The organism is Salipiger sp. IMCC34102, assembly GCF_004145405.1.
GTDB lineage: Bacteria > Pseudomonadota > Alphaproteobacteria > Rhodobacterales > Rhodobacteraceae > Loktanella.
Genome location: NZ_SELQ01000001.1, coordinates 677991 through 691469, shown reverse-complemented (window position 1 = coordinate 691469; position 13479 = coordinate 677991). Strand labels below are relative to the sequence as shown.

Below are 13479 nucleotides of genomic sequence, written 5' to 3'. Positions count from 1 at the left end.
TGTAGTCTGCTTGCACGCCGTTCCGATTTCACTCGGTACAGAACGGCGCGTTGCCCATAGTGCCTTCCACCCCGGCCATGATGTGCTCCTGCCAGTTCGGATCGACGAGGATCTCGACGCTATGACCCAAGGTGGTGAGCCAGGCACGGCCGCCGTCGTAGTAGTGGCACCAGGAGACCGGGTGACCTTCACCCATGCCCGGGTGGCCGTAGTACCCGCTCGTGCCATCGGTCATCGTCGCCTCGTCCACGGTCAGGAGGATCCGGATGTCCTCCAGCCAGCGCGGGTCGGGGTGGACGTTGTAGAATTCCTCCGGCCCGAATTCGACGCCATCCAGATGCGCGACCGACGGGTCGGAGGACTGCGGGACGACGGTCGCGGTCTGGCGCGGCGCGTGATCGTAGAGTTGCGCGCCGAGCAGGCCCTCGAACCAGGTGTTGTTGAAATTGGTGCCGAAAGCGTTGTGGATGCCGACGAACCCGCCGCCGCCTTCCATGTAGATCCGCAGCGACATGAGCCCCAGGCTCGTCAGCGCATCGCGCCCGGTGTTGAAGAAGACGATCGTGTCGAAGGGCCGCAGGCTGAAGCCGCTTTCCATGAACGCGGGGTCTTCGGTCGCCTCGACCTCGTAGCCAGCATCCTCGAACATCGCTTCCAGCACGGCGACACCCGCTTCGCGGTTGTCGTGCGGCCCCACACCGGCGGCCACCTCGTAATAGATGAGGATCTTGCCGGCTTCCTCCTCGCCGCTCGTCCGGTCGTACCAGTCGTTGTAGCAGGTATCGTCGATGCTGCCGCAGAAGCCGTATTTCTCCATCGTGGTGTAGCGTGGTTCCACGTCGCCCAGCCCCGTCAGGGCACCGCCTGCCGCATCGCCTGGTTCGGTTTCGGTCGCGCTCTCGACCGTCGCATCGGCCTGACCTGCAGTGCCAGCGTTCGCGTCGGCTTCGGGATCCGTATCGGCGCTGTCACCCTCTTCGGTCTCAGCCGCCTCGGTGGTGAGGTCTTCGCTGGACACCGCTTCGCCGCCCGTCGCCTCCTCGGACGGGACATCGCCCGTCATGACCCCGTCCTCGGACAGATCGGTTTCGGTGTCGGCTCCCGTCTGCTGCGCCAGGACCGGCGTGGCAAGAAGACCGGCCAGCAAGGCGCCGGTGGCGGCTGCGGATTTGAAAGCGTGCAATGTCATGTCGATATTCTCCCAGTATCTCAATGGCTTTGATCGGTTGTGGCGGGCCGCGCTGCGGCTTCGCGCCCGAGGTTTATTCCGTGACGCAGAACTCGCCTGCGCCCATGACGCCCTTCACGCCACCAAGGACGTGCTGGCGCCAGTCGTCGTTCACCAGCACCGCGACGCTGTGGCCCAACGTCGTGACCCAGGCGCGACCGCCGTCGTAATAGTGGCACCACGAGACCGGATGCCCCTCGCCCATGCCGGGATGGCTGTCGGACTGGCCTTCCAGCATCGTGGACTCGTCGACAGTCAGCAGGATGTTGACGTCCGACAGGCGGCGGGGATCGGGATAGATGTTGTAGAATTCCTCCTGATCGAAGGTCGTCCCCTCGCCCAGGTGCGCCACGGACGGATCATTGGGCTGCTGCACCACGACCTCGGCCTCCTGCCGCGGTCCGTGGTTGAAAAGCTGTCCCCCCAGCAGGCCCTCGTACCAGGTCCAACTGTAGGACGTGCCGAAGGCGTTGTGGATTCCCGCGAACCCGCCGCCGCCCCGGATGTAGAGCATGAGCTGATGCCTCCCCAGGTCGGTCAGCGCCTCGCGCCCGGTGGAAAAGAAGACGACCGCGTCCATGTCGCGGATGTTGCGAGAGCTTTCGAAGGTCGCCGGATCGTTCGAGGTGGTGACGGTATAGCCCTCTTCCTCGAACAACGTCTCGAGGACGGAGACACCCGCGTTGAGGTTGTCGTGCGGACCGACGCCCGGGGCGACGTAATAGTAGATCAGGACGTTCCAGCCGTCCTCGTCACCTTCCGACCGCTCGTTCCAGTCGTTGTAGCAGGTGTCGTCGATGCTGCCGCAGACGCCGTATTTCTCGAACGTGGTGTAGCTGTCGGGCAGACCGCCGGTCTGCTGCTGCGCCAAGGCGCCAGTGCCCAGCGCCATGGCGCCAAACCCCGCAACTGCCGCGAAAATCGCCGTTCTCGTCATACTTGTCTCCCCCCAAGTCAGTGGATCGGCCACTCGGGCCTACGTTCCCGACCAGCATCCATATCGCAAAACGGATAGCAAGCATTTTGTCTGGTATTGCTGTTTTTGTCCTATGGTATAGGCTGAGCTTCGAGGGAGGTGCCGATGTTCGACGTTTCAGTCACGACCTTGCTGATGCGGCTAGCCGTCGGATGGGCTGTCCTGACGGTCCTGTCCGCATTGCTTGCGGTGGGTGCGCGGACCCGCGGACGCGCGGTCGGGCCCGGTGGTCCGTCTATCACCGGCCAGGCGTGCTGCGCGTTCCAGATGACAGGCTGGTTGAGACCTGCCCCGGCGGCCCCGACCGACCGGGCCTGGCTTGCCCTCCTTTCCGTCGCGGGACCGCTGGTCGTGCTCGTGGCGATCTCCCTCGGGATCGACCGGCTGCGTCCGGTCGCGGCGTTGCACGCGCCGGGAACCAGCGCGCCGGTGGTGCTCGACGCGATGCGGCTGGCAAAGGAAACGGGCGTGAGGGTGGCACTTCTGAACGCGATCCCCCTGCCGCCGCTCGCGGCGGGCGCCTTGCTAGGGCTGGCCGCGCCGGCACTGCACCGCCGTCTCCTGGCGTGGTCCCCCGCGATCGGTCTTGGCCTTCTGGCGATCTTCGTGGCACTCGCGGCAGCGCAGCGGGACATCTTCGGTGGCTTGGCATGACGGCGCTGGCGCTTCAGGCGGCCGGGGTCGAACATGCCTTCGGCGAAACGGTCGCCCTCCGGAACGTGTCGCTCGATGTGCCGCGCGGCACCGTGGCGGCGCTGCTCGGGCCGAACGGGGCAGGCAAATCCACGCTCGTCGACTGTTTCTGCACCGTCCTGCGGCCGGATGCGGGGCACCTCGAGATCGGGGGCGTGGACCTTATGCGCCGACCGCAGCAGGCGCGTCGCCGCATCGGCGTCGTCTTCCAAGAACCGACGCTCGACACACGGCTGAGCGTGCGCGCGAACCTCGCGGTGCATTGCGCGGCCTGGGGCGTGCCCCGCGCCGCGCGACAGGCGGCGATCGCGGAGGCGTTGGAGGTGGCGGGCCTTGCGCACAGGGCCGATGCGCCTGCCGCCAGCCTGTCGACCGGCATGCGGCGACGGCTGGAGATCGCCCGGGCCTTGCTGCACGGACCGGAGGTGCTGATCCTCGATGAACCGACGACGGGCCTCGATGCCGCTTCGCGGCTGGCCTTGTGGGACCATGTCACCGGACTGGCGGCCCGGCGGGACCTGACCGTCTTGTGCACGACCCACTACACGCACGAGGTCGAGGCCGCCGACCGCGTGCACGTCATCGCCGAGGGCCGCATCGTCGCGGAAGGGTCGCCGGACGAGCTGCGCGCGCGGTTCGGGCACGGGGTGCTGCGCCTGCGGCCCCGCGACCTTGCAGCGCGTCGCGCGGTGGAGGCCGCCCACCCCGACGCCAGCTGGTCGGACGGCATGGCGACGATCCGGCCGTCGCCCCCGGACACGGTCGACGCGCTGTTCCACCGTTGGGCAGACGCCGCGCGGGACATCTCGATCGAGCGTGCCAGCCTCGAATCCGCCGTCCTGGCGCTGACCGAGAAGGGAACTTGATGCGAGGTCTGGCCCTTCTCGACGCGATCCGCGCGGTCTGGTGGCGCGAGGTGCGCCGCACGCTGACCGACCGGGGGCAGCTTGTCGGCGGCGTCTCTAGGCCGGTGTTGTGGGTCATCGTCCTGGGCATCGGGCTCAACCCGTGGTTCCGGGGCGAAACCTACGGCGACTTGCGCTTCGTCGTACCCTTCACCTACCTTCAGTTCATCTTCCCCGCCGTCGTGGTGCTGAACATCCTCTACGCGGCGATCCAGTCGGCCTCCTCGCTGATCTGGGACCGCAAGTTCGGTTTCCTGAGGGAATTGCTGGTCTCGCCCATGCCGCGCACGGCGATCCTGCTGGCCAAGGTGCTGGCCGGCACGACGATCGCGGTGGTGCACGGCTGCCTGGTTCTCGCGATCTCGCGCATCGCGGGGGTGTCGCTGGGGTGGGACACGCTGCTGATGGCATTGGCCCTGATGGCGGCCCTTGGGTTTGCCGCGACCTGCCTCGGTATCGTGCTGGCGATCTCGCTGCGAGAATTCGAAAGCTTCGGCGTCTTTTCTAACGCGGTGATCCTGCCGCTCTACTTCACGGCAGGATCGGTCTTTCCCATAGACCCGTCGTTCAGCCGCGCCCAGACACTCATGACATACCCGGCCTGGCTCGTGACGGTGGTCGAGGCCAATCCGCTGACCTACGCCGTCGACACCATGCGCGGGGTGCTGATCGGCTGGCAGGAACATGCCGCCTGGATCGGCCCGACCGTCATCGGGACGAGCGTGATCGTCCTCTTCGCACTCGCCGCCTACCGGTTCTCGAGGCTGTGAGGCGCACCGCGCCCAAGACCGGCTGGCGTGCCTGGGCGCCATTGGCCCTGGCCTTCACCCTATGCGCGGCGCTGGGACATCTGCCGCCGGACGCAAGCTTGCGCGACATCAAGCGGGCGGGCCTGTTCCGGGTCTGCGTGCCCGCGGTCGCCTCGCCCTGGATCACGACCGATCCGACCCGGCCCGGCTTCGATATAGAGGTCCTGCGGGTCGTGGCACAACGGATGGACCTGGGCATGACTCCCGTCGCCGTGTCCGAGATGGACAACGGCATCAATCCCCGAAGCTGGGGGCTGACGCGCGCCCGATGCGACATGATAGCGGGCGGTCTTGCGATCACGGGGGTCACGCGAAGCTTTCTCGACGCGGGGCCTGTCTGGGGAACGGCGGGGCTTGTCCTTTTCTCCGCGGACGGCGCGCCGCTCGAAGGCCAGGACGGCACGGTCGGCATCTACCTCGTGGGGACCGGGACCGACAGGCTTGCCCTGGGCCGCCTGCTGCGCAGGGCGGGACGGGCGGCGCAGGTCTTCGACCACCCCGAGGCGTTGGCCGACGCGCTGGCGTCGGGACAGATCGAAGCCGCGATCGCCCCACCCGATCTGGAGGTCACGACCCCCGGGATCGAGATCAGCGATCTTCCGGCCCCCTTCGAGGCCGGCGGCGCGGGCCCGGGCTTCTGGAAGGGCGACCGCAGCTTCAGCGAAGAGGTCCGCCGCATTCTGCGCAGGATGGAGGCACAAGGAACCCTTTCGACGCTGAGGCAAGCCTACGGGATCGCTTCACCGACAGAATAGCGACCAGTTTTTGTATGCTGTTATTTATTTGATATGACGATTTGCGTTTCATAGGTTTATACGTCTAAGCTACACATGACGCCGGTTCGCACCCGAACACGGCTTTGGACCGAGGAGACACTCTTGAAAGCTCAATTGCGAAATCTGGTCTGCGCGTCCGCATGGACCGTGGCGTTGGCCCCCTCCGCCGCACTGGCGCAGGACATCGCCTACCGGCTCGACGGTGCGAGCATCGGGATCGATCAGGTCGAGGCGGGTGAACCGCTCTACCTGGAAAACTGCGCCGCGTGCCATGGCGAAGACCTGGTCAGCACCGATTCCAACGCCAAGAACCTGTCGGGCCTGTCGTTCCGCTACAACTTCGCGGTCGGCCCGCTGGCGGAGGTCTACCACACGCTGCGCACCGAAATGCCGCCCGGTGGCGGCAGCCTTTCCAACGCCGAGTATGCCGCGATCACGGCCTACATCCTGAACTACAACGGCCTCGAGCCGACCGAGGACGGTCTGTTGCCGGACCACGAGGACGACATGGAAGGCGTGGCCGTCGTCGCGGAGGAGTAGGCGCGGCCAGACAACGCCGGCCCGGCCGGCATCCACACACCACCAGGGAGGACCCCATGAAATACCCACATCTTCAGATCAGTGCACTTGCGCTGGCGCTCGGCTGCGGCCACGGCGCGATCGCGCAGGACGCATCTCCGCTCGAGGCGCTGAGCCCGGTTACGCAGGACACCCTGCAGAACCCCGCCGACGGCGATTGGCCGAACTGGCGCCGGACGCTGGACGGGTGGGGCTACTCGCCACTCGACCAGATCAACCGGGAGTCGGTCGCGGATCTCGATTTCCAATGGGGCTGGGCCATGGCGCCGGGTCACCAGGAAGGCACGCCCATCGTCCATGACGGCGTGATGTTCATGATCAACGCCGGGGGCACCGTGACGGCGCTCGATGCGGCGAACGGCGAGATGCTGTGGGAATACATCCACGAGCCGCCCGAGGACTTCCGCGACGGCCGCATCACGCGTGGGGTCGCGCTTTGGGGGGATCATGTCTACGTGGCCACGCCGGACGCGCAGATGATCGCGCTCGACATGAAGACCGGTCAGGTCGCCTGGCAGTCCACCATCGCCGACATCAACGAGGACAAGATCGTGACCGCCTCCCCGATGGCGGTGAACGGCAAGATCATCACCGGGTTCCAGGGCTGCAGCCGGTTCTACGAGGACAAGTGCGCCGTGGTCGCCTTCGACGCAGAAACCGGGGAGGAGCTCTGGCGCACGGTGACCGTCGAGCGCGAGACCGAGGACGGCGGAGACACCTGGGGCGGCCAGCCGTGGTTGGTCCGTGGCGGCGGCGACGTCTGGACGACCGCGACCTACGACGAAGCGGCGGATCTGCTCTACATCGGGGTCAGCCAGGCCAAGCCATGGTCGCGCCTGTCCCGGGGCCAGTCCGACGATTCGCTCCATACGAGCTCCACGCTGGCGCTGGACCCCGACACCGGAGAGATCGTATGGTACCGCCAGTACGTCCCCGGAGAGACCAACGACATGGACGAGGCCTTCGAGCACATCCTCGTCGATCTGGACGGTGAACCGGGCTACGTCAACATCGGCAAGATGGCGATCCTGTGGCGCGGCAACCGCGAGACGGGCGATCCGATGCCCGCCTTCGACATGGGCCTTCAGGATCAGATCGACCTGAACGAGGACGGCACCTTCGCCGCCTATCGCGAAGGCATGATCGGAGAGCTCGGCGTGCCGCACTACACCTGCCCCAGTTCCACCGGTTTCCGTGCCGCCCGCGTGACGGCCTTCTCGCCCGACACGCGCGCGCTCTACGTGCCGATGGCGCTGAACTGCGACGACGGCACCATCTGGACCGAGGTCGAGATGGTCGAAGGCGGCGGCGGGAACGGGCGTGCCGCGACGAACCGCGTCTTCCACCCCGATGCGCCGGACTCGACCGGTCGCTTCGCTGCGATGAACATCGATACCGGCGAGATCATGTGGGAGATGGACCTCGAGACGCCGGCGATGTCGGGCATGGTCACGACCGCGGGCGGCCTCGTCTTCGCCGGGGACTGGAACCGCTACTTCTACGCCATGGACGACACCACGGGCGAGGTTCTGTGGCAGACGCGCCTGCCGCAGTCGGCCTCCGGCATGCCCATCTCCTACGAGGTGGACGGAACCCAGTACATCGGCGTGCCGGTCGGCACCGGCGGGTTCAGCTGGCAGTCCTTCCACGAGGACCTGGTGCCCGGTGTCTCCCGCCCCGAGGGCGGCAATGCCATGATGGTCTTCGCCCTGGACGATTGACCGTCGCCGTCGCAGCCGGTGCCCCTCCCGCGCCGGCTGCGACCTTTCCACCTGAAAAGGTTGTCATGAGATACCCTCTCGTCCTGTCGACGCTCTTGCTGGCCGTCGCACCCGCGCTGGCCGCGGCGCAGCAGCCGGTCGTCGACCCGGCCTTCCTTCCCTCCAGCCGCCCGGATTTTGGCAACAGGCTCGCGCTGTGCGTCCTGACCGACGGACCGACGGCCCGGATCGACCGCATCGCGGCCCGGGACCTGGCCGACGTCCTTCTGATGGAGCCTCACGTCGTGGATCTTCCCACCGGGGGCATCCCCAGAGAAGGCGCGGGCGTCTGGCCCGAGATCCGCATTGCGCTGCAGTCGAAATGCATGGGCGTCATGGGGGCCCAGTTGTCGGAAACCGGCGGCATCCTCGATTGGCTGACCGTCACCCAGCCTTATCTTGCGCGGCCTTATGTCCTGTTGTCGGACGACGGCGGCGACCTGGCCGATCTGGCACCGGATGCCCGGATCGGCGTGCCGCTCTATACGCCCGTCGACCGCGCCCTCGTGACGCTGATCGCGGCAGTTGGACGGTTCGAGGACCTCGTCCGCATTCCCTACGATCGTCCTGCCGTGGCCCGGGCCTTGCTGGACGCGGGCGATCTCGACGCGGTGGTCCTGTGGGAGCCGCATCTGGACGGCGCGGCCTTCAGCGACCGGCCGGATACGCTGATGCGCGGTGATCTCGCCCCCCTGAACCTGCCGCCGCGCGACGTCGCGATCCTGCTTCCCCGGCGCGATACCAACTTGCGCGTCATCCTCGACGAGGCAATCCTCGCATTGCGGGCCGAAGACAGTTGGCCCGAGAAGGAGAATTCCCAATGACCGACCAAGGTCCGTTTCCGCCCTCCGGCACGGAGGTCCTCCTCGAGGACGAGGTGCTTCGCGACGGCCTGCAGAACGAAAAGACGCATCTGAGCGTCGACCAGAAGCTCGAGGTGATCGCGGCCCTCGCGAAGGCCGGCGTGCGACGCATCCAGGTCGGCTCCTTCGTGCACCCCAAGCTGGTGCCGCAGATGGCCGATACCGACGAGGTCTTCGCCCGGCTCGAGCCGCGCGACGGGGTGACCTATACGGCGCTGGTGCTGAACGATCGCGGTCTGGATCGCGCCCTGGCGGCGGGGGTGAAGCACCTGTCGATTTCGGTGTCCGCGTCCGAGACCCATTCACGCAAGAACCTCAACCGCAGCGTCGACGACGCCCTGCACGAGATCGCGCCGATGATCACGCGCGCGCGCGAGGCGGGGATCGCCGTGCGCGCCGGCATCCAGTCCGCCCTGGGCTGCGGCTTCGAAGGTCACGTCGATCCGTCCCGGGTCGAGGACATAGCGCGGCGTTTTGCCGGCCTGGGCGTGCAGGAGGTCAACCTTGCGGATACCGCCGGACTGGCCAATCCCCGGCAGGTCGACCGTCTTTGCCGGCGCATCGCCACCACGGTCGGCCCGGACATCGCCCTGTCGCTCCACCTGCACGACACGCGCGGCCTGGGGCTTGCGAACATGGCGGCGGGCCTCGCCGCGGGCGTCCGTATCTTCGACGCGGCACTCGGCGGATTGGGAGGATGTCCGTTCATCCCCCGGGCCACCGGAAACATCGCCCTCGAGGACGCCGCCTACGCGCTGCAGGAGATGGAGATGCGGACGGGTATCGACTGGATGGCCCTGCTTTCCGCGGTGGAGCGGCTCGAAGACCTTCTCGATCGCCGCCTGCCCGGCAAGATGGGTCACGTCGACCCGCCCCCCTGGTATGAAGGGGACAGTGCATCATCTATCGTCAAAACCGGCCCGTCGTCGGCATGATGGGTGACGATTGATGATATGACGGTTATATGAACCGTGCCCAGTGACAGGATCCCCATGAACAAGGTCCACGACATCTCCAGCGTGATCCACAAGTTCGACATCTCGGCCTACGAAGGCGAGACGGTGGGCGATATCACCTTCCGGCGCCTGCGGACCGATATCGTTCACGGTCGCTTAAAACCCGGCGAGAAACTGAAGCTTGACAAGCTGAAGACGAAGTATTCGGCCAGCGTCTCGACCTTGCGCGAGATTCTCTGCCGGCTCGCCGTGGAGGATCTCGTGACCGCCGAAGGGCAGCGCGGGTTCGAAGTCGCGCCGGTCAGCCGCAGCGGTCTGCAGGACATCGCGGAACTGCGCATCCTGCTCGAAACCTATGCCTTGCGGCGCTCCATCGCCGAGGGCGATCTCGACTGGGAAGGGAACGTCGTGTCCGCCCATCACAAGCTCGCCTCGGTCGAACGGGACCTGATCGGCGGCAGCGAGGAACAGGTCGCGCTTTGGGTGCAGCAGGACTGGGGCTTTCACCACGCGACGATTTCGGGATGTCATGCGCCGGCCCTGATGCAGACCCATTCGTCGGTGTTCGACCGCTTCATCAGGTATCACATGCTGGTCCTGAGCTTTCGCGGCAAACCCGCCTCCGACGAGCACGCGAAGATGCGGGATCTCGTCGTGACCCGGAAAACCGACGCGGCGATCGAGTTGCTGACGAAGCACATCCGGTCCGGCGTCGCGCATATTCTGGACAGCGGCCAGATACAGGGCTGATCTTCTTCGGCATTTTGAAAATCGTATGGCATTTCTTTTATTGACGTACGATCTTGAAGCGGCGGCCCTCCCCGCAGGTTAATGCAATGATCGAATAGGGAGGATCAGAATGACCAATTTCACTCGCCGTTCCGCAATGGCAAGCGCAATCGCGCTTGGCGCCGCCATCACGGCCAATGGTGCGCTCGCCCAGGACCTGCCGGTGCTGCGGCTTTCGTCCGTCGTCTCGGAAAACGACATCCGCGCCGAAGCGTTTCAGAATATCTCTGACGCCGTGTCGGACACTTTCGACCTGCAGGTCTACAACGGGGCCACGCTCGTCGAGCAAGGGTCCGAGCTGACCGCGATGCAACGGGGCAACCTCGACATCGGCCTAGTCGCACCGCAGGCGATCGCCAACCAGATCCCCGAATGGTCGATCCTGACGGCGGCCTACGTCCTGCAGGACGTCGATCACCTCGAAACCGTCTTCGACAGCGAAGTGGGCGAAGAGCTCAACGCCATGGCCGAGGAAGCGGGCATCCACATCCTGGCGCCGGTCTACTTCGGCAGCCGCCAGGTGAACCTCAAGCCCGAAATCGACGTGCAGACGCCCGAGGATCTGAACGGGGTCACCATGCGGATGCCCGGTGGCGATTCCTGGCAGTTCCTTGGCACGGCGATCGGCGCGAAACCGACCCCGCTGGCCTATGCAGAGGTTTACACCGCGCTTCAGACCGGGGCAATCGACGGTCAGGACAACCCGCTGCCCAACGACTACAACATGAAGTTCTACGAGGTGACCTCGCAGATCGTCCTGATGAACCACCTGGTCGGCTTCGACGTCCTCGCGATCGCGAACGACGTCTGGGAGGGCATGACCGCCGAACAGCAGGAGATGCTGAGCTCGGCCGTCGACGAGGCCATCGCAGAAAGCACCCAGCGCCACCTCGATCGGGAGGAGGAGCTGATCAGCTTCTTCGAGGAAGAGGGTCTGCGTGTCTACGAACCCGACCGGGCCGCGTTCCGCGAGTTCGCACGGGAAGCGTACCTCAACTCCGAGTTCGCCGAATCCTGGCCCGAGGGCATGCTCGACACCATCAACGAGCTCGGCGAATCCGCGGAGTAAGACGCGATCCGCTGGACGTGTTTGAAAGGCGCATCTAACAGACATCGAAGGCCCGCCAAAGCGCGGGCCTTCTTTGCAGGTTGACGGATATGAGCAGGGCAAGGGGGACCCAAATGCAGACGAAACCCGGTCGGACAGACAGGCTGCGCGCGCTGAGCGATGCCGTCCCGGCACTCCTTCTGGGGGCGATGTTCATCTCCTTCATCGTGCAGGTCTTCATGCGCTACGTGATGGATCAACCCGTCGGCTGGACCGTCGAGACCTGCGTCATCGCCTGGATCTGGATCGTCCTCTGGGGCCAGTCGGCGTCGGCCCGCGAAGAGGACGAGATCCGCTTCGACATCGTCTATTCCTCCGTGCGCCCCGCGCTGCGCCGCCTGTTCCGGATGATCTTCGCCACCTTCCTGGTCGTCGTCTATGCCGTGTCCCTGCCCGCGCATTGGGATTACGTGGACTTCATGGCCATCGAGGAGACCTCCTACCTTGATCTGCCCTTCAACTGGGTCTTCTCGGTGCTGATCCTGTTCCTCGTCGTGTCGATCCTGCGCTACGCCTGGATATTCTTCGCCGCGCTGACGGGGCGCGACATCGAGACGAGCGCCTCGCTCGAAAGCGGCAACGCCAGTCGGAAAGATTACATAGAACGAGCTGGGAATTTCAGGTCACCGTCGGGATCATCGTCCTGACCGCAATCGTCGGCCTGCCGATCGGGCACGCGCTCTTCGGCGCCTCGATCGTCTACCTGCTGATATCGGACATGGACCTCAGCATCGCGGGGGAAAAGGTCGTTCAGGGTCTGTACGGATCCTACGTCCTGCTTGCGATTCCGCTCTTCATCCTGGCCGCGGACCTGATGAACGTGGGTTCCCTGTCGGATCGCCTGCTGTCTTTCTGTCGCGCGCTGGTGGGACGCTTTCGCGGCGGCCTCGGCCATGTGAACGTCGTGGCTTCGCTGATCTTCTCGGGCATGTCGGGTTCGGCCATCGCCGATGCGGTCGGCATGGGCCGGATCATCATCAACCTGATGACGAAGGACGGGAAATACACCCCCGCCTACGCCGGCGCGATCACGGCCGCCTCCGCGATCATCGGGCCGATCATCCCGCCATCGATCCCGATGGTCCTCTACGCGCTGGTCTCGGACACGTCGATCGGCTTCCTCTTCCTCGGGGGCATCGGACCGGGCCTGGTGCTGGGCGTGCTCTTGATGGTGGCCAACGCCTTCATGGCGCGGATCCACGACTTCCCGGTCGACGACCCCGTCCCGATGCGCGAGATGCCCCGCGTCACCTTCCGCGCCATCCCCGCCTTGCTGATGCCGGTCATCCTGCTCGTCGGTATCTACGGCGGCGTGACCACCCCGACCGAGGCCGCGGCCCTGGCCGCCCTCTATGCCTTCCTCATCTCGACCTTCCTCTATCGCTCCGTCAGCGTCGGACAGGCCTACGCCACGCTGCGGCAGAGCGCGCGGTCCACGGCGTCGGTCGGTATCCTCATCGCCGGTGCGCTCGCGTTCAACTACGTCGTCACCGTCGAACAGGTGCCGAACACGATCCAGGCGATGCTCCAGGGGACGGATCTGAACTGGATCGGCTTCCTGCTCTTGGTGAACGTCATGCTGCTGGCGCTGGGCTGCCTGCTGGAGGCATCGACGATCCTGCTCGTGATCGTGCCGATCTTCCTGCCGACGGCGACCTCGCTCGGGATCGATCCGATCCACTTCGGCGTCATCGTCGTGGTGAACACGATGATCGGGCTTGCGACGCCGCCCTACGGGCTGCTGCTGTTCGTCGTGAGCGGGATCACCAAGACCCCGATCTGGGAGACGATCCGCAACCTCCTGCCGTTTCTCTTCATCCTGATGATCGGCTTGGCCATCATCACCTTCGTGCCATCGGTCGTCCTGTGGCTGCCGCGCCTCTACGGCTACGGCGGGATTTGAACGGACCCCGGTGACGAAAACGACTTTTGCAGCCAGCCCCTCGGGGCTGGCTGTTTTGCTTTGGGGCAGACGAAAGGTTCGGCATCGAGACCTGCGCAGCCATTGCCAATCCGGTCGCGCGATCGGGCCGGAGC

At 65.7% G+C, this 13479-nt stretch carries 14 protein-coding genes; 12 read left to right on the top strand and 2 right to left on the bottom strand.

The genetic code is table 11. The annotated features are described in order from the left end of the window. Positions 1–28: 28 nt before the first annotated feature. Together EU805_RS03550 and EU805_RS03545 are read right to left on the bottom strand one after the other, a co-directional pair. A complete protein-coding gene (locus tag EU805_RS03550; protein ID WP_207208058.1) occupies positions 29–1189 on the bottom strand; it encodes a ThuA domain-containing protein in 1161 nt (386 codons plus the stop codon). Positions 1190–1262: 73 nt separating this feature from the next. Further along, complete coding sequence (locus EU805_RS03545) at positions 1263–2165, bottom strand: ThuA domain-containing protein (RefSeq protein WP_129762550.1); 903 nt, start codon at positions 2163–2165, stop codon at positions 1263–1265. 144 nt (positions 2166–2309) lie between these two features. On the opposite strand from EU805_RS03545, the gene EU805_RS17370 reads away from it, so the two are divergent. From EU805_RS17370 to EU805_RS03490, 12 genes are all read left to right on the top strand, one after another. Beyond that, positions 2310–2858: a hypothetical protein gene (locus EU805_RS17370; protein WP_165351877.1), complete on the top strand. Its 549-nt coding sequence runs from the start codon at positions 2310–2312 to the stop codon at positions 2856–2858. Next, a complete protein-coding gene (locus EU805_RS17365; protein ID WP_165351876.1) occupies positions 2855–3763 on the top strand; it encodes an ABC transporter ATP-binding protein in 909 nt (302 codons plus the stop codon). The genes EU805_RS17370 and EU805_RS17365 overlap by 4 nt, the downstream gene beginning before the upstream one ends. Further along, positions 3763–4572, top strand: a complete 810-nt coding sequence (locus EU805_RS03535) for an ABC transporter permease (RefSeq protein ID WP_129762548.1) — start codon at positions 3763–3765, stop codon at positions 4570–4572. The genes EU805_RS17365 and EU805_RS03535 overlap by 1 nt, the downstream gene beginning before the upstream one ends. Next, on the top strand, positions 4569–5366 hold the full coding sequence (locus EU805_RS03530; protein ID WP_165351875.1) for an ABC transporter substrate-binding protein: 798 nt from the start codon (positions 4569–4571) through the stop codon (positions 5364–5366). Before EU805_RS03535 ends, EU805_RS03530 begins: the two co-directional genes overlap by 4 nt. Before the next feature lie 174 nt (positions 5367–5540). Further along, positions 5541–5927, top strand: a complete 387-nt coding sequence (locus EU805_RS03525) for a cytochrome c (RefSeq protein WP_165351874.1) — start codon at positions 5541–5543, stop codon at positions 5925–5927. 56 nt (positions 5928–5983) lie between these two features. Continuing rightward, positions 5984–7687 (top strand): PQQ-binding-like beta-propeller repeat protein, encoded by a 1704-nt coding sequence (locus EU805_RS03520; protein ID WP_129762545.1) that lies wholly within the window; start codon positions 5984–5986, stop codon positions 7685–7687. Positions 7688–7752: 65 nt separating this feature from the next. Next, positions 7753–8550, top strand: coding sequence for a transporter substrate-binding domain-containing protein (locus EU805_RS03515; RefSeq protein WP_129762544.1), 798 nt, complete (start codon positions 7753–7755; stop codon positions 8548–8550). Then, complete coding sequence (locus EU805_RS03510) at positions 8547–9524, top strand: hydroxymethylglutaryl-CoA lyase (protein ID WP_129762543.1); 978 nt, start codon at positions 8547–8549, stop codon at positions 9522–9524. Before EU805_RS03515 ends, EU805_RS03510 begins: the two co-directional genes overlap by 4 nt. 57 nt (positions 9525–9581) lie before the next feature. Beyond that, positions 9582–10295 (top strand): GntR family transcriptional regulator, encoded by a 714-nt coding sequence (locus EU805_RS03505; protein WP_129762542.1) that lies wholly within the window; start codon positions 9582–9584, stop codon positions 10293–10295. A gap of 109 nt (positions 10296–10404) precedes the next feature. Beyond that, positions 10405–11403, top strand: a complete 999-nt coding sequence (gene dctP / locus EU805_RS03500) for a TRAP transporter substrate-binding protein DctP (RefSeq protein WP_129762541.1) — start codon at positions 10405–10407, stop codon at positions 11401–11403. Positions 11404–11516: 113 nt separating this feature from the next. After that, on the top strand, positions 11517–12089 hold the full coding sequence (locus EU805_RS03495) for a TRAP transporter small permease (protein ID WP_129762540.1): 573 nt from the start codon (positions 11517–11519) through the stop codon (positions 12087–12089). Beyond that, positions 12077–13345, top strand: a complete 1269-nt coding sequence (locus EU805_RS03490; RefSeq protein WP_129762539.1) for a TRAP transporter large permease — start codon at positions 12077–12079, stop codon at positions 13343–13345. Before EU805_RS03495 ends, EU805_RS03490 begins: the two co-directional genes overlap by 13 nt. The last annotated feature ends 134 nt before the right edge of the window (positions 13346–13479 follow it).